The organism is Hymenobacter armeniacus, from assembly GCF_014699055.1.
In the GTDB taxonomy this organism is placed as follows: Bacteria; Bacteroidota; Bacteroidia; order Cytophagales; family Hymenobacteraceae; genus Hymenobacter; species Hymenobacter armeniacus.
This window is the reverse complement of the sequence record NZ_JACXAC010000002.1, coordinates 921,311-940,195: the sequence shown is the minus strand read 5'-3', so window position 1 is coordinate 940,195 and position 18,885 is coordinate 921,311. Positions and strand designations below refer to the sequence as shown.

The following is an 18,885-nucleotide window of genomic DNA, read 5'->3' as shown; positions in this document are numbered from 1 at the left end:
GTTAGAAGCCCACGTTTAAGCCGAACACGTACACGCGGTTCAGCGGCCGGTCAATCACGCCTTCGCCCTCGGGGTCGAAGTCTTTGAGGTTGCTGAAGGTGTAGAGGTTTTTGCCCGACACGTAGAGGCGGACGTTGTCGATGCGCAGGGCGCTGGTCACGCTTTTGGGCAGGGTGTAGCCCAGGGTCACGTTGCGGATTTTGGCAAACGACGCCTCGCGCTCGGTGAGCGTGGTCACGTAGCTCAGGCTGCGGGTGGCGTTGGGCCGGGGGTACTCGTTGGTGGGGTTTTCGGGGGTCCAGTAGTCCACCACGGCGCCGTTGTTGTTGCCGCTGCGGGTGTACTTGGCGTAGTAGTCGGAGCTAATCCACTGGCCCACGCGGGCCACCAGCAGCACGTTCAGGTCGAAGCCTTTGTAGCGCAGGTCGTTGCTGAGGCCGGCCGTCCACTTCGGCACGCGCGTGCCGATGATGGTACGGTCGGCGGAGGTGATTTTACCGTCCGGCACGCCGTCGGGGCCCGAGAGGTCGGCCACCTTGATGTCGCCGGGAATGGCGCCAAACTTGGCCGCTTCCGTCTCCTCGCCCAGCTGCCAAATGCCGAGTTTTTGGTAGTCGTAGTAAATCTGCGAGGCTTCGCCTTCGATGAGCGAGTTGCGGTAGTCGTCGGCAATGACGTTGCCGTTGGGCAACGACACGATGGTTTCCTTGTTGCGGGCGTAGGTCAGGGTGGTCGACCAGGTGAAGTCCGCCCCGCGGAAGTTTTGCGAAGTCAGCGACACCTCCACGCCGCGGTTGCGGGTTTTGCCGATGTTGCGGTTCACGGTGGTCACGCCCGTGAACAGGGGCAGCGTGTAGGGAAAAATCAGGTCGGTGGTGCGGGCATCGTAGTAGTCGATGCTGCCGCTCAGGCGGTTGTCGAACAGGCCGAAGTCCACGCCGAAGTCGGCCGTGGTGGTCAGCTCCCACTTCAGGCTCTGGTTGCCGATGGTGGGCGAAATGGTGTAGGCCGGCGCGGCCGTGGTTTCGTTGAAGGAAATCTGCGCCAGCGTGAGCGAGTTCTGGGTGCCGTAGGCGTTAATCACGTCATTGCCCGATATGCCGTAGCTGCCGCGCAGCTTCAGCTCGTTCAGCACCTTCTGGTCTTTCAGGAAGTTCTCGTCAATCACGCGCCAGCCCAGGCCCGCCGAGGGGAAAAACGCCCACTTGTTGCCCGGCGCCAGCTTCGAGGAGCCGTCGGAGCGGCCCGTGAGCGTGAGCAGGTACTTGCCCTTGAAGGTGTAGTTGATGCGTTCGGTGAAGGAAATGAGCTTGCTGTCGACCAGGCCGCTGCCGTAGAAGGGGTTTTGGTTGGCGCCGGCCAGGTTGTAGAACGACTGCGAGGGCAACACCTGGTTGGAGCCGCCCAAAAAGCTCGACGTGTTGGTGAACGTCAGGATGCTGCCCACGCCGGTAAGCGTCAGCGAATGGTCGCCGAACTCCTTGCGGTAAGTCAGCACGTTTTCGAAGCTCAGGTTGCGGTTCTGGTTGTTGGTGAGCGAAGCCTGCGAGTTGGCGCCCCGGCCGTCAATCGTGTTTTTGCCATAGAAGCTGCCCGCTTCCGACGTGGCGAAGTTGGCCGCCAGCGTGGACCGAAAATTCAGGCCGCTCAGGGGCGTGAGCTCGAGGTAGGCGGCCGCGGTGATGCGGTTGGTTTTGGTGTTGCGCTGGTAGGCGCCGGGCTGCTCGTCGGCCAGGGGGTTCACCACGGTGCCGCCCAGCGGAAACAGAATCAGGTTGCCGTCGGCGTCGTAGGGCGTGCCCAGCGGGGCGGCCTGCGAGGCCAGGTTGAAGGGGTCGCGCCGGATGTCGTTGTTGAGGTAGGCCAGCTGCGACTGGATGCCCACTTTCATCCATTTGTTCACCGTCTGGTCGATGTTGAGGCGGGCGGTGTAGCGCTTAAAGCGGTCGAGCTTCATCAGCCCCTTTTCGTCGAAATAGCCCGCCGAGAAGTACACCTTGGTGTTTTCGGAGCCGCCGGCCACGCCCAGCTGGTAGTTCTGCTGCAAGCCGTTGCGCAGCAGCAAATCGGGCCAGTTGATGTACTGCTGGTTGTTGATGGCGTCCAGCTGCGCGGCGTTGAACACCTTGCTGTCGTCGGCCGGGCTGTTCCAGGTGCCCACCGCCCGAAAGGCTTCGCGGCGAAACGCCACGTACTGCGGCCCGTCCATGAACTTGCCGTAGCCCGCCACCTGCGTAATGCCGGTGTAGGCGTTGAGCGTGAGCTTGGGCTTGTTGTTCGAGCCGCGCTTGGTGGTGATGATGATGACGCCGTTGGCCCCGCGCGAGCCGTAGATGGCCGTCGACGAGGCATCCTTCAGCACCTCGATGCTTTCCACGTCGTTCGGGTCGATGTCGGAGGCGTTCACGCCCTGCACGCCGTCCACGATGTAGAGCACGTTGTTGGAGCTGCTGGGGTTGCCAATTGAGCGGTTGCCCCGAATGCGCACCGCGGCGCCCTGGCCCGCGTAGCCATTGGCCCGCGTGATGTCGGCGCCCGGAATCTTGCCCTGCAACGCTTCCACCACCGTGGTGGTGGGCAGCTTGGTGACCTCCTCCCCTTTCACCGACACCACCGCGCCCGTGAGGTCGCGCTTTTTCACCGTGCCGTAGCCAATCACCACCACGTCGTCCAGCGCGGCGGCTTCGGGCGAGAGGCGCACTTCCACGCGGGCCTGGTCGGGCTTCACGTTCAGCTCCTGGGCTTTGTAGCTGAGGTAGGAAATCACGAGCGTGACGTCCTGCTTGTCGGGCACCTGCAGCGTGAAGCTGCCGTCGGCGCCGGTGGCGGTGCCCAGCGTAGTGCCCTTCACCACCACCGTCACGCCCGGCAGGGCTTCCGACTTGTCGGCGCTCACCACCTGCCCGGTAAGGGTCCGGTTTTGGGCAAAGGCAGCGTGGCTGATGAAAAGCACCACCGCGAAAACGAACAGTATTTGTTTCATAGCGTGGGAATTTGAGGAGGAGAGTAGGTAGCGTCGGGGGGCGGCACTGGGCCGCGGGCACTAAGCGGGCTCGGCCACGAGGGTGCGCACCACGGCTTTGCTCACGCCCTGCACGTCGCCGCAGAAATGCACTTCCACGCCCAGCTCGGCCAGGGCGGCGGCCTTGATGCGGCAGAGCTGGTGGGCTTTGGCCTCGTAGGGCGCGTAGACCACCTGGATGTGGTTGGCCTTGTGGCGGGCCATCATCTGGTTGCGGCTCACGCCGCGCAGCACCGCGTGCATGATGGGCCACTCCGGGGTGGTGAGCTTCCAGCGGCGCTGGGTTTCGGCGGCGGGCAGGGCCACGGCTTCGCCCACGCCCAGGTCGCAGTGCAGCTTGCCGTCCATCACGTACACGCGGCTCCACACGAGGGAGCCGGGGCGGCTCACACCCTTCACGCTGCCGCCGCCCAGGCGGAAGTACATGGGGGGCTGCCGCTCGCTGCTGGTGCCCTTGTAGCCGTCCACGAAGTGCGCGGGCGGCGCGGCGCCCGAAATCAGAAACACCCACACAAACTCCTCGCCGTCGCCGGTGTCGAAGGCCTGGCCCCAGCGCAGGTCGTGCAGGGTGGTTTCGCCGGGCAGGCCCAGCTCGTTCCAGAGGCGGTAGGTGAGCAGGGCGTCGAGGCCGGCGCACTCGTCCACTTCGTTGAAGTGCGGCAGGGCCTGGCCGGCGTACAGCTCCTCGCCGGTTTCGGCCGAAAAAACGGGCGGCCGGTCGGTGTTGTTGAGCAAGCCCTCGGCCAGGTCGCTGGCCACGGTCAGGTCCTTGAGGCCCTGCTGGTACTGAATGCCGATGGTGTCGCAGCCGAACTCGGCCCCGATGCGCACGGCCGCGATGTACATTTTGCACTGCTCCAGGGTCTGGGCCGGGGTGAGCTGGGTGGCGTCGTGGGTGCCCCAGTTGAACTTCATGCCCCGGGCCAGCAGCCAGTCGAGCACGCCCTGAGCGTCGGCGTCGCTCACGGTGCGCATGGCCGCAAAGAGGGAAGACTGGCTCAGGCGCTCTTTGAACACGCCGGTGGCGTGCAGCAGCTCGTCGGGCACAATGGCGTTGTACATGCCCATGCAGCCCTCGTCAAACACGCCCATGATGGCCTTGTGCTGGCGGAAGCGCTGGCCAAACTCGCGGCCGGTTTCCTCCTCAGCAGCGGGCACGGTGGCGTCGTTGAAGCTGAGCACGTGGCGCTCGTCCTGCTCGATGCGGCCGTAGGCAAGCCAGTTTTTCAGGTTGCTTTCAAAGAATTCGTCGGTAAAGTCTTCGCTCCAGAGCGTGCTGTAGCGCACGCCGGCTTTGGTGAGGCAGCCGTTCAAATTCAGCATGCCCACCAGGCCGGGCCAGGTGCCGCTCCAGTTGGCCACCGTGAGGATGGGGCCCTGGTGGGTGGTGAGGCCGGCCAGCACATGGTGCGAGTACTGCCACACGCTTTCGGCCACGATGAGCGGCTGGCGGGGCTCGAGGGTGCGAAACACGTCCATGCCCATGCGCTGCGAGTCGATGAAGCCGTGCTTTTTCACGGGGTCGTAGGCGTGGGCGCGCTTCACCGTCCAGCCCTGCCGGGCGAGGGCCGCCGTCAGGCTTTTTTCCATGGCTTGCTGGGCGGCCCAGCAGTTTTGGTTGGCGGCGAGGCGCAGGTCGCCGCTGGCGAGTAACAGAACTTCTTTGGTGGGGAAAGTGGCCACGGCGTGCAGAGGCTTTTTGGGTGAACCAGGTCCTGGCGGGCCGCTTCGGCGCGGCCGACTGGGGCAGGAAGTGGCGTCGAAAACAAGCGGAAATACCAGCTAGACAAATTTGCTAGCCCAGCCCCGCGCGGACCTGCCGGTTCTTGCCTACTTAGTGTAGGATGTTAGCATGGGCCCGGCGCAGGGCCCCTTGCGTGATTTTCTGGCCCTCGCTTTTCGCCGCGCCGGCACCTTCCCCAGAATTTGTGCGCTGAATGGCGAGGGCAGGCAAGTACAGGAGAGTTGCCCTGGAAAAGGCAGATAAATTAGTGACTACTTACCAACCAAAGCAGCTTCAGATTATCGGGTTTTGCGCCCGGCAATTGGCAGGATAACATCCTAGAGAAGCTTGCTCACCTGGCGTAAGCACTCCGCCCTCCCGCCCTTCTATCACAAACGTTTTCGTCCCCTCGCCCCGGTAGCCATCTAATTCCCGTCAATTCCCACCATCCCTCTCTTCTCATGAAAGCCCATTTTCACAAAGTTCCGGTAGCTCCCCAGAGTTCGTTCAGCGTGCGGCACGACCAGAAGCCCAACTTCGGCACAGTGTGGCATTACCACCCCGAGCTGGAGCTGCACTACGTCATCAAGGGCGAGGGCGTGCGCCTGATGGGCGACAACATCAGCAACTTCTCCTCGGGCGAGATTGTGCTGCTGGGCGCCAACCTGCCCCACACCTGGCGCTGCAACGAGGAGTATTTCCAGGGCAACCCCGAGAAGGAAGTGGAGGCCATCGTGATTCAGTTCCTGCCCGAGTGCCTGGGCCGCTACCTCTTCGGCCTGCCCGAAGCCTACCTCATTCCCAAGCTGTTCGAGAAGGCCAAAAGCGGCCTGCTCATCACCGGCAAGGCCAAGGCCAAGCTCGCGCCCCTCATGCGCCAGGCCGTGCACGCCACCGACCTCGACCGCATCATCATTTTCCTGTCCATCCTGAAAATCCTCTCCGAAACCTCGGAGGTGAAGACCATTGCTTCGGAGCACCACGCCTTCAAGCAGAGCAACGAGTCGGACGTGCAGCGCATCAACAAGGTGTGCAACTACACGCTGTCGAACTACAAAAAGGAAATCACGCTGGACGAAATTGCCTCCATCAGCAACCTCAGCGTCACCTCGTTCTGCCGCTACTTCAAGCTGATTACCAAGAAGACGTACTACGATTTCCTCATCGAAATCCGCATCAGCCAGGCCTGCCGCCAGCTCATCGAAGACAAGTTGCCGACGGAGGTCATCTGCTTCGAATGCGGCTTCAACAACGTGTCGAATTTCTACCGTCACTTCAAGAAAATCACGAAGATGACGCCGCTGGAGTACAAGAAAAAGTACCTGCACAGCCACAAGGAGCTGGCCATGGCGGCGTAGGGCCGTAGTGTGGCGCCTCCCCCCGGCCCCCTCTCCCAAGGGAGAGGGGGAGCCGAACGTATTTTAATCTCTTAGCTTACACAAAAGGCCCGCTGCAATCGCACAGCGGGTCTTTTTTTTGTTAATTAACGAAGTAATGCCGTGGCTCCCCCTCTCCTTTCGGAGAGGGGGCCGGGGGTGAGGCGCCCCGTCTGAACGACACCCTACGCCACCAGCTCCAGGTTGCGGCTTAGCACGCTGTAGTCGCCGTACAGCGCTTCCACGCCGGCGCGGATGGTGCTGGTGAAATCGCCCACCTTGCGGCGCGTGAACGTGGAAATATCGACGCCGCGCTGCTTGAGCGAATACTTGGCCACCGTGGGGTACACGTCGTGCATCACGCCCATGTTCTTGATGAAGAAATCCTGCACTTCGTCGACTTCAGCGCGCAGGCTGGCGTTGTCGTAGTTGCGGCACAGCCACACAATGAGCTCGGGAAAGAAATTGCCCTGAATGCACGAGAGGCCCGCCGCGCCGGCGCGCAGGCTTTCCACAGCGTGGCCCATGTAGGCGTCGTACAAGCCGAACCGATGGCCTTGGGTGGCCGCCAGCTTGGCTTGAATCTGCTCAATGTCGAGGCAGGTGTCTTTGTGGTACGTCACGCGGCCGGTGCCCACGAACTGCCCCAGCTGCTCGGCCGAGAGCACGCGCTTGTAGGGCTCGGGGCACTCGTAGAAGCCCAGCGGCACGCCGGCCGTCGAGTCCAGCAGGCGGTGGAAACGCTCGTTGAACACTGCGTCGGACTCTTCCTGCCGGGCCAGTAGGCCCGTGATGACGATGACGGCCTCGGTGCCGGCGGCGTACACCTGCTTCACAAAATCGGCCTGCTCGGTGAGGGGGCCGGCAAAGGTGCCGGTGGCCACCACGGGCACCTCGCCGGCGGCCACGTCCACGATGTGGCGGATGCTTTGCAGGCGCTCCTCGGCGCTGAGCTCAAACATCTCGCTCGACAGGCAATTGGCAAACAAACCGGCCGCACCGGCCTTTAAGTACATCTCGGTCAGGCGGGTAAGGGCCGGATAGTCGATTTGCCCATCGCTCTGAAAAGGCATGAGCATGACCGGGATAAATCCCTTCGCTGAATGTTGCATAACCATAAGGGCTTAATGTTCGGGGCCGCAGGCGGGCCGTTCGGGGTAGAAAATGGCGGGCCGGCTAGTGCACGGACTGTTTTACTTCTTCGGGGGCCAGGGCCGGGGCGCGGCGGCTGCGAAAGCGCGTGAGCAGCAGCCCCAGCAGGAAAATGGTGAGCGTGCCCACCACAATCACCATGCTCTGGTGCAGCGGGTTGCGCAGGGCCGCCAGGGACTCGGGCAGCTGGGGCGAGAGCGTGAGCCAGACGATGACCAGCACGCCGATGATGGTGGCCGTGAGGGCTTCGGCGTTGCGCGTTTGCCGGCTGATGATGCCGAGCAGGAACAGGCCCAGCATGCCAGCCGCGAAAATGCCCGACAGCTGCCACCACACGTCGAGCACGCTTTTCACGCCTATCATGGCAATGCCCACGCCCATGCCCAACAGGCCCACCGCCACCGTGCCCACGTGCAGCGCGCGCATGGTTTGCTTCACGTTGAGGTTGGCCTTGAAATACCGCTCGTAGATGTCGACGGTGAACACCGTGGCCGAGGCATTCATGCCCGAGCTGATGGTGCTCATGGCTGCCGAGAGGATGGCCGACACGATGAGGCCCACGAAGCCGGGCGGAATCTTGGTCACCATGAAATGCGGCATCACCTTGTCGCCGTAGTCGGCCGGCTGCAGGACGGCGGCGGCTTGCGTTAGCTGGGCGGCGGTGGCGGTGAGGGGCAGCTTTTCGGCGGCCACTTTCAGCTTCACGGCCTCAATCAGCTCGGGGTGCACCTGGTAGTAGGCAAACAGCGCCGCGCCGATGACGAAGAACAGCAGCGAGGCCGGCACGTAAATCAGCACGCAGAGCCAGATGGACTTGGCGGCCTGCTTGGCCGAGGTGGCCGTGTGGTAGCGCTGCACGTAGTTCTGGTCGACCCCGAAGTTGTTGAGGTTGATGAAGAAGCCGTAGAGCAGCACCACCCAGAAGGTGGACTGGGTGAAATCGGGCGCGAAGCCGCCGAGGCTGAACTTATGCTGCGCCTGCCCAATGGCCACAATATTGGAGAAGCCGCCCGGCATGTTGGTCACAATCAGGTACAGGATGAGCAGCGCCCCGAAGGTTTTCACCACGCCCTGCACCACCTCGGTCCAGATAACAGCCTCGATGCCCCCCAGCACCGTATACACGATGATGCAGCTGCCCGTCACCAGCATTATCATCTCCATCGAAAAGCCCGTGAGGGCCTGCAGCGTGAGGGCAATGCCGAAGAAGATGGAGCCAATGCGAGCCAGCTGCGTGAGCAGGAAGCAGGCCACCGCGTAGGTGCGCGCCCAGCTCCCAAAACGGTGCTCCAGGTGCGTATAGGCCGATATTTCGCCGGTGCTACGGTAGAAGGGCACGAAGTAGCGCGTGGCTACCCAGGCCGCCAGCGGCATCGAAATGCTGAAAACAAAGGCGTTCCAGTTGGTGCCGAAGGCCTTGCCCGGCACGCCCAAAAACGTGTTGCTACTGAGGAAAGTAGCGTAGATGGACATGCCGATGGCCCAGCCCGGAATCAGCCCCGAAGCGCTGGAATACTGCTCGGCGTTCAGGTTTTTACGGGAAAACCAGGCCCCCACGGCAATCATGGCCACCAGATACAGGGCGATGATGACCAGGTCAAGAACTCGCAAATTGCTCATGAGGCCATAATACCGATTTGCCGCGACTTGAACCCAAAACGGGCCCGCCGCCTACTCACAAATTTACCTCGGCCCGAAACCGGCCGGGTATACCATGTTCCCCTCCTATTGTAGCATCTTGACCAGCCGTTTCTCTACTGCACGTCGAGCCCCGAAATGCTCAGGCCCGCGGCATCGGTGGCGGCGAGCCTGATGCGGTAGCTGCCGGCGTTTATCATGCCGCCGGTGGAGGTGGTGAGGTAGTTCCACTTGCCCGGCTTGGAGGGCACCAGCTCTACTTTTTCGGTTTTGAGCACGGTGCCATCGGCCAGGGCCACGGTGAGCGTGCCGGCGAGCGGCCGGGCGAGCTGGTTGGCGTAGCGGAAGGTGAGCGCGTACGTGTCGGCCACGCCCACCTGAATGCTCCATTCCAGAGAGCCGCCGCTGGGCTCTTTGAAGGTGATACTCTCCTTGGTGTTGACCGTTTCCTTCACCATGCCGGACCCGCTGAGGCGGGCGGTGGCGGGCTTGTAACCGGTCACGGCCTTGAGGTCGTAGGCAGGCTCGATGGTGCTGGCGCGGTTCACGGCCACGATGTAGGCGCTACCGTTGGCGCCCAAAGCAACAGTAGCATTGGCCGGGAAGCGCTTGCGGTACAAGTGGAAAGTACTGGTGGCCGGGCCAGCGGTTTCGAGGTCCGTTTTGGTATCCTCGTATTCTTTAAGCCACGCCGGACGGGTTGCCTGCTTCGTATCAAGGCCCACGTACACATCGGCTACGGTGTTGACACTGAACGTGCCGCCAGCAACATTGGGCTTGCTTGGCCCACGCAGCCACTCGGCCCCGTACAGCACGGAGGGCAAGGCACTAAAAGTAGCCGGCGCGTCGCTGAAACTCTGGCTGCCCGTGTCGAGCCAGGTTTGGGTCGACCACTGCGCGGCCTGGGCTGGGTTATTGATTTTCAAGTTTCCGATGACGGGCTGCGGAGCTGGGGCCGGCGGGGCGCTTGCGTCGGCGGTGGCAATAGCAATGGCCGAAATCAGGGCCTGGCCGGAGGCGACATGGGGGAATGAAATGACGAGCTGGCCATCGGTTACGCGGGCCTTAACGGTCTTCTTCAGCGCTTGGTCGTGGCCGGCTTCCTTCCAGATATCAAGGTTTTTAAGAACAGTTTCACCGTTAATGGCCACGTCGAACTGCCGCCAGCCGGTGCAGTCCAGCCCGCCGCCGGTGCCCAGCCAGGGCTCGGTGAAATACAGCTCCACGGTATAGTCGCCGTTGGGTACGGGGAATGCGTAGCGCAGCTTCTCGCGGCCGTAGCGGAAATCCTGGAACAGCGGCCAGTCGCGGGTGCCGCCGATGGGGTCGAATGTGCGGCGCTGGCTGGCGAAGAAGGGCGTGATGCCGGGAAACTCCTGCGTCCACGATTCCGAGCCCCAGGTTGTGGAGTCGGTGCGGGGCTGGTCGGCCTGCCATGCTTGGCCGTGCTGGTCTTGGTAAGCTGGGCCGCCACAGTTCACGCGATAGAGATAATTCAGGCCTGGCTGCGGCTGGGTGAGAGGCTGGGCATCAGCTAAAAACTTATCGAAGTTGGGGGCTTTGGGCAAGTGGTAGAGCACGATGTAGTCCTTCGCCACCGCCTTGCCGGCCACGTAGCCCACGGCGTAGAGCACGTTGTATTTAATATCAGCTCCATCCCATTGAAAATGCGTTCCGATGCCCCCGACGCGGCTTTTTCGGCCCAGCGAAGCGGCGTTCACGTCATTAAAAAGCTCGACTTCATCGCAGTTAGAATAGACGGTAATGCTGTCCCGGCGGCCGGGCGTACGCCAGCGGTCAGGCCAGGTGTGCGAGGCCACGTAAACCATCGGCTCGGTGGTTTTGGGCGCGTAGTTGGCCCGGAACATATAAAACGCATCCGTGGGCTCTTCCCAGGGCGTGAGCAGGCCTTTGTAGTTGACGGGGCCAATGCGGTCGAGTTCGCGCTGGCCTTCGCCGCCCTGCACCCGGCCGGGGTTGTCGTGCGAGGTCAGCAGCCAGAAGAAGTGGCCGGCGGTCTGGTCCTTGGCGGCTTCGGCGAGGCGGACCTTCAACTCCATGAGCTGGGCAAACCGGTCTTCGCTGAAAGGGCCGCTGTTGAAGGCGGGCGGGCCGGACTGGTGCAGGTCGAGGGTGCGCCAGGCGCCGTACTCGCCGATGAGGACCTGGCGGGCCACATCGGCGCCGTATTGGTTGGGGTCGCCGCCGTAGGTGCCGGTCCAGTTCTGGGGCACGTCCCAGTCGGTGCCCTGGCCGCCGTTGCAGGTCGTGATTTTGCGTTCGCGGGAGGCCGTGGGGTCGAGCTGGCGGATGAGGGCGCTGCACTCGCGGGCGAAGTCGGCCGGCAGCGTGCTTTCGTTTTCGAGGCCCCAGAGCACCACCGAGGGAGAGTTGCGGCGCTCCTTCACCCAGTCGGTGAGCAGGGTTTTGAAGTTCTGGCGGAAAGCGGGCGTGTCGTACCACACGTGCGCGGCCAGCTGCGGCCACCAGAGCAGCCCCAGCGAATCCCAGTTGGCCTGATAGCGCAGGTTGTGCGGCTGGTGAGCATCCCGAAAGGCGTTGAAGCCGGTGGCTTTTATCATTTGCACGCGGGTGCGAATCTGCTCCGGCGTGAAGGCGTGGCTCTGGCCCAACAGGTGCTCGTATTCGGCAATTCCGTTGATGAAAACCGGCTTCCCGTTCAGCAGAAACTGCTTCTGCCCGGCCGCCGCGGCCCGCCCAATCGGCCAGCTCACCCAGCGGATGCCGTAGGGCGTTTCCAGCTCATCAAGCAGCTTGCCCTTGGCGCTGATTTTCGTGACCAGTCGATACAAATACGGGTCAGCCAGCGACCACAGGTGCGGCTGCTTCAGCACCGGTAGCTGCTGATGAAGCTGCGTTGCAGTTCCAGCCGCCAGCTTCTGCTTCGTGCTGATTTGGGCCACGCTCCTCCCCTGCCGGTCAAGCAGCTGGCTGCTGATGGTCAGGTTCTGCGCCTGGCCGCCGTAATTCTTTATTTCCGTTTCGACACTCAGCCGGGCCGCCTGGGCAGATACCGTGGAATCGGCCCAGACGTGCACGCCAAACGGCTCCACCCGCACCGGGCTGGTGACAACCAGCGACACCGGCCGGAAAATGCCCATCGGCTGCGAGCCTTCCGAGAAGCCCCGCTCCTCGGAGCAGCCGCCGCACACCCAGGGCAGGTCCTGGATGTTGGCCGGGTGGTCGGCGCGCACGGCCAGCACGTTGGGGCGGCCGGCGGGGCTGAGGGCGGCCGTCACGTCGAGGGTGAAGGTGGTGCGGCCGCCGGCGTGGTAGCCCACCTTTTGGCCATTCAGCCACACGGTGGCGTAGGAGCCTACGCCTTCGAAAAAAAGGAAGCTGCGGGAATCTTTCGCGACGGGCGCCGTGGTGAAGGTTTTGCGGTACCAGGCGTAGCCGTGGCGGTTGCCGTGGCGCTGGCGGCGGTAGCCCTCGTAGGCGTCCCAGTTGTGGGGCACGGCCACGGTTTGCCAGGTTTGGTCGTTGTAATCGGGGCGCTCGAATTCGGGGTAAGCCCGCTGGTTGTGGTCGTCGACGGCGGTGCGCCAGTTGTCCAGCAAGGGCGTGGTGGTGCGGGTTTGGGCGTGAGTTGTTGCTGCAAGCAGCACCGCAAGAAACAAGAGTAGAATTCGCATGCCGTATTGCCGCGGCGCCTCCCCCCCCGGCCCCCTCTCCCAAAGGAGTGGGGGAGCCTGAATTATATGCATAAGTGAGTGCCAGGCATTATTCATTTTCAACTTTTCATTATGCTCCCCCTCTTTTTTGGGAGAGGGGGCCGGGGGGTGAGGCGCCGCGGCAATACGGCAAGGCGTCACGTCAGCGCAGTTCCTCGTTCAACTTATAAATTCCGCCGGCTTTCGTCGAAAATCTCGACTCCTTCCCACCATACCGCACCACACACTCGCGCCCAGCTTCCGACTTGATTTCCACTTCCGACAGCTTGCCTCCGGCCCACTTCAAATCCACCACAAAGCCGCCGCGGGCGCGTAGGCCGCGAACGCTGCCTGTGGCCCAGGCCGTGGGCAGGGCGGGCAGCAAATCGAGCGCGCCAGTCTGGCTTTGCAGCAGCATTTCGGCCATGCCGGCCGCGCCGCCGAAGTTGCCGTCAATCTGAAAGGGCGGGTGGGCGTCGAAGAGGTTTTTATAGACGCCGCCCTGCTCGGGACCGGTGCCGTTTTCGGCAGGCGAGAGCAGGTTTTCAAGGATGCGCAGGGCGTGGTCGCCGTCGCGGAAACGGGCCCACAGGTTCACTTTCCAGGCCAGGCTCCAGCCGGTGCCGCCGTCGCCGCGCTGCGTAAGCGAGGTGCGGGCGGCCTGCAGCAACTTGGGGTCGGCAGGGCTGATTTCGGAGCCCGGGAACACGCCCCACAGGTGCGACACGTGGCGGTGCGTGTCGGCGGGGTCGTCCTTGTCTTCGAGCCACTCCTGCAGCTGGCCGTGCCGGCCGATTTGGTTCGGAGCCAGCTGGCCGGCTTTGGCGGTCAGCTCCCGTTGTAAGTCGACGTCCACGCCCAGCACCTTCGCTGCCTCAGTAGTGGTTTTAAACAGCTCCCGGATAATCTGGTGGTCCATGGTTGGGCCGGCCACCAGCCCGCCGTGCTCCGGCGAATTGGACGGCGTGCTGATGAGCCAGCCAGTGCGCGGGTCCTTCACCAGAAAGCTGGCGTAAAACCGAGCCGCTTCTTTCAGCACGGGGTATTGCTGGCGCAGAAACTCCCGGTTTTGCGTAAACTGGTAATGCTCCCAAATGGGCTGGCACAGCCAGGCCGCGCCCGTCACCCAGATGCCGTGGTTGGCGGCGTTGATGGGCGCGGTGCCGTCCCAGATATCGGTGTTGTGGTGCAACACCCAGCCGGGAGAGTTGTAGTTGGCTTTCGCGGTGGTCTGGCCGGTTTTAGCGAGTTGGTCGATGAAGCTGAACAGCGGCGCGGTGCAGGCCGACAGGTTCAGTACCTCGGCCGGCCAGTAGTTCATTTCCAGGTTGATGTTGGTGGTGTACTTACTGCCCCAGGAGGGCGTCAGCGACTCGTTCCAGAGCCCTTGCAGGTTGGCCGGCGGCCCACCGGCCCGCGAGGACGAAATCAACAAATAGCGCCCAAACTGCAGGTACAACGCCAGCAAGCCGGGGTCGGCCACGGGGCTAAATTTCAGGATGCGTTGGTCGGTTGGCAGTTGCTCGTTAGCAGCATGGCCGAGGTCGATGGCAAATGGATTAAACAGCTGCTGGTAGTCGCGGATGTGCGCGGCTTTCAGGTCGGCGTAGCTTTTAGCGGAGGTCTTATCGAGCGCCTGCTTCGCCAGCTGCTCGGGCTGCCCCGACACATCCTGGTATCTCTTAAAGTTGGTGGCGGCCGTGAGGCTGAACGTGACTTCGTCGGCGTTTTCAATACGCAGCTGGTCGTTGGTTACGGTCACCTTGCCGCCTTTCGCCGTGGCTCGCAGGTAGCTCACGCCGCGCAGCACACCATCGCGCACCTGCACCGCCAGGGCCAGCGTGTGGTCATCGACGCGGTAGATTTTGCGCTTGTCGTGCAAGGTAGCGAAGCGGGCGTTCAGCGTGATTTTGCCTTTAGCCGAAGCCGTCAGGTGACAGAACAGGGCTTGCTGGGGGGCACTCACGAAGTACTCGCGGGCAAACGCCACGCCCCCCTGCCGGTAAGTGGCTTGCGCCACTGCCTGGCTAATGTCCAGCTCGCGGCGGTAGTCCGTCACTGCACTGCTCTGCGGAAAATCCAGCCACAAGTCCCCAAAAGGCTGGTACGAGGCCTGATAGCTCGGGGCCAGCGGCGGGTTGGCGTCCTGCACCCAGTATTGCCAATCGGAACTAAGCGACACGCCGGTTTCGGGGGCGGCATTCTCGGGGTACACCACAAACACCGGCTGCTTTTCCTTCACCCCAATCAGCCCGCCCTTGTCGAAGTAGTTGATAACCTGCAGCACCACCTCGTTGCGCCCGGGTCGGAGCGCGGCGGCCGGCACCCGGTAGCGCCGCTTCTTGCTGATGCCTTCGTCGGTGCCCACCGGCTGGCCGTTCACGTAGGTCACGTCCGCGTCGCGGATGCGGCCCAGGCTCAGCGTGAGGTCTTGGCCGGCCCAGGCGGTGGGCAGGTCGAAAGTGGTTTTGAACCAGACGGCGCCGTCCAAGCCTTCCAGGCCGGCGCTTTCCCAGCCATTGGGCGTCGGGATGGCCAGCAGTTTCCAGCCCGGCTGGGCCAGGGCCTGCGCCACGCTCACGGCCCGTATTTTCTGCAGCCAGGCAGCTTTGTCGGAGTCGTAGGTTTCCTCGTGGTCTTTCAGTCCCATGAAGTGCTGCTCGGCCAGCGCCTCGGCTTCGGCCTGCTTGCCTTCGGCCAGCAGCTGGCGGATTTGCGGCAGATACTGCGCGGCACCGGGCCGGGCATAGGGACGCGGGCGGCCGGTCCAGAGCGTGGCCTCGTTGAACTGGATGCGCTCCTGCCCCACCCCGCCGTACACCATGCCGCCCAGCCGGCCGTTGCCGATGGGCAGCGCGTCGGTCCATTTCGCGGCGGGCTGAGCGTACCACAGCTTCAAGGGCTGCTGGGCGGCGGCGGGGACGGTAAGAAGCAGGAGGAAAAGGCGTATCATCAACAAGCAAGCTATTATAAATCAAAACGTCATGCAGAGCGCAGCGAAGCATCTCGCATGCTTCAACTAATTAGTAGTGGCGGGCAAGATGCTTCGCTGCGCTCTACATGACGTTCTTATTGTCGTTCTGGCTACGGCCCCACCACCCGCTCCGTCACCGCCTCGTCTTGCGACACGGGCGCTTTCACGTACTTGAAATTGTTGTTTTGCAGCACAATGCTGCGGGTTTTGGCGCCCTTGAGCTTGAGGTAGGTTTCGGTACCCGCCGCCGGGAAGGAATTGTAAATGAAAGCATCCTGCACGTCGCTCAGCTCCACCTGCGGGGTGCCGGCCAAGGGCGTGGCGCTGCCCACGCCATCGAGGCGCAGCAGCTGCACGCTTTCGGCGCGCACGGCCGGGCCGATGGTGGTGTTTACCTGCACGTTGTGAAAGGCGATGTTGCGCGCTTCGCGGATGGTGAAGCCCTGTTTGGCGTCGAGGTTCAGGTTGGAAAACGAGACGTTTTCGATGGGCATTTCACTCAGGCCGTTCAGCAGGCCGGCCTGGTTGCCCTCGGCTGTGATGTTGCTGAAATGGATGTTGCGGAAGCGCGGCGTGCGCTCCGAAACCGGCTCGGGCGTGGTTTTGGCGTACTGCATATCGAGCACAATCATCTGGTCGCGGATGTTCTTCATCACGATGTTATCGACCCGAATGTCCTCCACCACGCCGCCCCGGCCCCGGGCCGTTTTGATGCGGATGCCACGGTCAGTGCCATCAAACACGCAGTTCGAAATCACAATTTTCTTCACCCCGCCCGACATCTCGCTCCCAATCACCACGCCGCCGTGCCCGCTGAGCATGGTGCAGTTGGTAATGGTGTAGTTTTCGGCCGGCACGTTCATCTTGCGGCCCGCTGCATCCTTGCCCGATTTGATGGTGATGCAGTCGTCGCCCACGCTGATGTGGCAGTTGGAAATGTGCACGTAGCGGCACGACTCGGGGTTGATGCCGTCGGTATTCGGCGACTTCGGGTTGTTGATGGTGACGCCCGTAATGGTCACGTTCTCACAGAATTCAGGGTTCACCGTCCAGAACGGCGAGTTGCGAATGGTGATGCCCTCAATCAGCACGTTCTTGCAAAACATGGGCTGAATGAACGGCGGCCGCAGAAACGCTCGGTCAATCACGCCGCCCTGCTCGTCGGGCCTGATAATATTGGCATTGAGCCGCCTAAATTCCTGCTGCCACTTCGAATCCTGGCTTTTGCGCGACTGGCCCTCGGCGTAGTCCCACCACTTCTTGCCCTGCCCGTCGATGATGCCCCGGCCGCGAATGGTGATATTTTCGGCCTTGTACGCATAGAACAGCGGCGAAAAGCTGGTCACGTCGATGCCCTCGTAGCGCGAAGCCACCATGGGCAGGTAGTCGTCGAAATTGTCGCTAAAGTAAAGGATGGCGCCCGCGCCTATCTCGATGGTAATGTTGCTTTTGAGGCGAATGGGGCCCGTACGGTAGCGCCCGGCCGGAAAGTACACCGTGCCGCCACCCGCCTTGCTGGCCGCATCGATGGCCTTGGCAATGGCGGCCGTAGACAGCTTCGTGCTGTCGTTTTTCGCGCCGTATTTCAGGACGTTGTAATTGTCCTGGGCGCGGGCCGCCGAGATGGTGAGGAGCAGGAAAAAGGCGGCGAGAAAGTGCTTCATAAGAGTTAATTCGAACGATGTCGAGACGCGACACTTCGCGTCTCGGCGGCTGCGCCATTAGGTCATTCACGGCAGTTGTTCAACGAGAGATGCGAAGTGTCGCGTCTCGACATCGTTCAGCCGGGCAGTTTAGCCGTCACCCGTTTCAATTCGCTGGCGCGGCCGATTTCCTTGCCGTCGGCGAAAACGCGCAGCCCCTGGCCCCGGCCGTATTTCTGGCCAGTTTTGTCCCAAATCACCGAAATCATGCGGCCGTGGTAGCGCACCTGGTCCAGCGCAAACCAGTCCCACTTGCCAGCCGGCACCAGCGGCACCACCTCCACCACGTTATCAGTCCGCGGCTTCAGGCCGACCAGGCCGGTTATCACCAAATCGGCGAAGCCAGAGTGGTTGTAGTAGCTGCTGCGCGGGTTGTCACCTTTCAGCCACTCGCCGTTCTTTTCGTCCTGGTATTCGCCCAGGTAGGGCACGCCGTTTTTCTGGTGCGAGAGGGCGTATTTGCGCAATTCGTCGTAGTACACCTGCGCGCTCATGCCGTCGTGGTGCTTGTAGGCGGTGAGCAGGTTGGCGAGGCCCTTTAGCGTTTGGGTAGTGGCGTAGGGCCACACCGCGCCGTCCCACTCGCAGCCGTGGCCCGAGCCGTGGGTGCGGAACCCTGGCGCGCGCCGCTCGGCCGTGGTCAGGCCCCAGGGTGCTTTGAATCCTTGTTCGTCAGTCAGTTGCTCCCATTGTTTGGCGTACTGCGGCTTGTCGGCGGGCAAGTTGAAGTACCAGGGAATGTAGCCCAACTCCTCCCGCGCCTCGCAGAGGCCGCCCTTCTCGTACTGCACCTTGAAAAAACTGGCCTTGGGGTCCCAGAGGGTCTTTTGCACGTCGGCGCGGAGCTGTTTGGCTTTGGCCGCATACTTGCGTTCGAGGCTGTCGTTTTTGGTCAGCTTGGCCATGGCGGCCAGGGCTTTGGCGTTGCCGTACATGTAGCTATTGATGGTAGGCCGCACGTTCTTTTCCTTGCGCCCGCCGCTGATGGATTCCTCCATCGCATCCTTCACGTCGTATTGCCAGAACAGGCCGCTGGGCAGCTTCCGCTCCTTTTCCCACTGCCGGTAGTCGGCGTTGAGCAGGGGCAGCATCTCCTGCACAAAGACCTGGTTATTGTTCACTTTGTACAGCTCATACACGGCATCGGGCAGCCAGCTGCTGAAGCTGTGCAGCTTGGCATTCACCTGCGGCTGCTTGGCCGTCAGCCAGAAGCGCGTGTACTGGTCGATGTACTGCGGGTCGTGCAGCCAGCGCCCTTCGTTGAGGTGGTGGCCCAGGGCGCTGCTGATGGTATTGTAGGGTCCGGCGTGCTTCATCGGCGTGATGAACTCCGTGAACACGTAGCCGTCGGGCGTCTGCTTGAGGTGCTTGCGGAAGGTCCACCAGCGGTAGTAGTACGTCTCCTGAATAGCCGAATCGGGGCACTCGAACAGCGGCACCTCACGGGCCAGCCAATCGGCCGCCTGGGCATTAGACACTAGGTTGATGACGTCCTCTTTATCCAACGCATTGAAGCGGGCCACGCTGGCGCGCAGGTGCTCCGGCGTGAGCACGGGCTGCTGGGCGATGGCCGGCGCGGCGCTGAGCAGGCTGAGGGACAGGAGCAGGCGGGTGGGTTTCATA

9 protein-coding genes are annotated in these 18,885 nt (G+C 62.6%); 1 reads left to right on the top strand and 8 read right to left on the bottom strand.

Features of this window, described 5'->3' with window-relative positions; genetic code table 11:
* Position 1: 1 nt before the first annotated feature.
* Together IC234_RS08250 and IC234_RS08245 are read right to left on the bottom strand one after the other, a co-directional pair.
* On the bottom strand, positions 2-2,983 hold the full coding sequence (locus IC234_RS08250) for a SusC/RagA family TonB-linked outer membrane protein (protein ID WP_190923366.1): 2,982 nt from the start codon (positions 2,981-2,983) through the stop codon (positions 2-4).
* A 60-nt stretch (positions 2,984-3,043) separates the two neighbouring features.
* On the bottom strand, positions 3,044-4,705 hold the full coding sequence (locus IC234_RS08245) for a fucose isomerase (protein WP_190923365.1): 1,662 nt from the start codon (positions 4,703-4,705) through the stop codon (positions 3,044-3,046).
* Positions 4,706-5,206: 501 nt separating this feature from the next.
* Between IC234_RS08245 and IC234_RS08240 the strand changes: the two genes are divergently transcribed.
* Positions 5,207-6,103, top strand: coding sequence for an AraC family transcriptional regulator (locus tag IC234_RS08240; RefSeq protein WP_190923364.1), 897 nt, complete (start codon positions 5,207-5,209; stop codon positions 6,101-6,103).
* 203 nt (positions 6,104-6,306) lie between these two features.
* Here the strand turns inward: IC234_RS08240 and IC234_RS08235 are convergent, their stop codons facing one another.
* The 6 genes from IC234_RS08235 to IC234_RS08210 form a co-directional block, all read right to left on the bottom strand.
* Positions 6,307-7,233 carry a dihydrodipicolinate synthase family protein gene (locus IC234_RS08235; RefSeq protein ID WP_190923363.1) on the bottom strand — a complete coding sequence of 309 codons (927 nt, stop codon included), beginning with the start codon at positions 7,231-7,233 and terminating at the stop codon, positions 6,307-6,309.
* Positions 7,234-7,297: 64 nt separating this feature from the next.
* Positions 7,298-8,893, bottom strand: a complete 1,596-nt coding sequence (locus IC234_RS08230) for a sodium:solute symporter (RefSeq protein WP_190923362.1) — start codon at positions 8,891-8,893, stop codon at positions 7,298-7,300.
* A 134-nt stretch (positions 8,894-9,027) separates the two neighbouring features.
* Complete coding sequence (locus IC234_RS08225) at positions 9,028-12,567, bottom strand: malectin domain-containing carbohydrate-binding protein (protein ID WP_190923361.1); 3,540 nt, start codon at positions 12,565-12,567, stop codon at positions 9,028-9,030.
* A gap of 181 nt (positions 12,568-12,748) precedes the next feature.
* Entirely contained in the window at positions 12,749-15,538 is a 2,790-nt protein-coding gene (locus IC234_RS08220; protein WP_190923360.1) for a glycoside hydrolase family 95 protein, read from the bottom strand.
* A gap of 131 nt (positions 15,539-15,669) precedes the next feature.
* Positions 15,670-17,223, bottom strand: coding sequence for a glycoside hydrolase family 28 protein (locus IC234_RS08215; RefSeq protein ID WP_190923359.1), 1,554 nt, complete (start codon positions 17,221-17,223; stop codon positions 15,670-15,672).
* 116 nt (positions 17,224-17,339) lie between these two features.
* On the bottom strand, positions 17,340-18,884 hold the full coding sequence (locus tag IC234_RS08210; RefSeq protein WP_190923358.1) for an MGH1-like glycoside hydrolase domain-containing protein: 1,545 nt from the start codon (positions 18,882-18,884) through the stop codon (positions 17,340-17,342).
* Position 18,885: the final 1 nt, after the last annotated feature.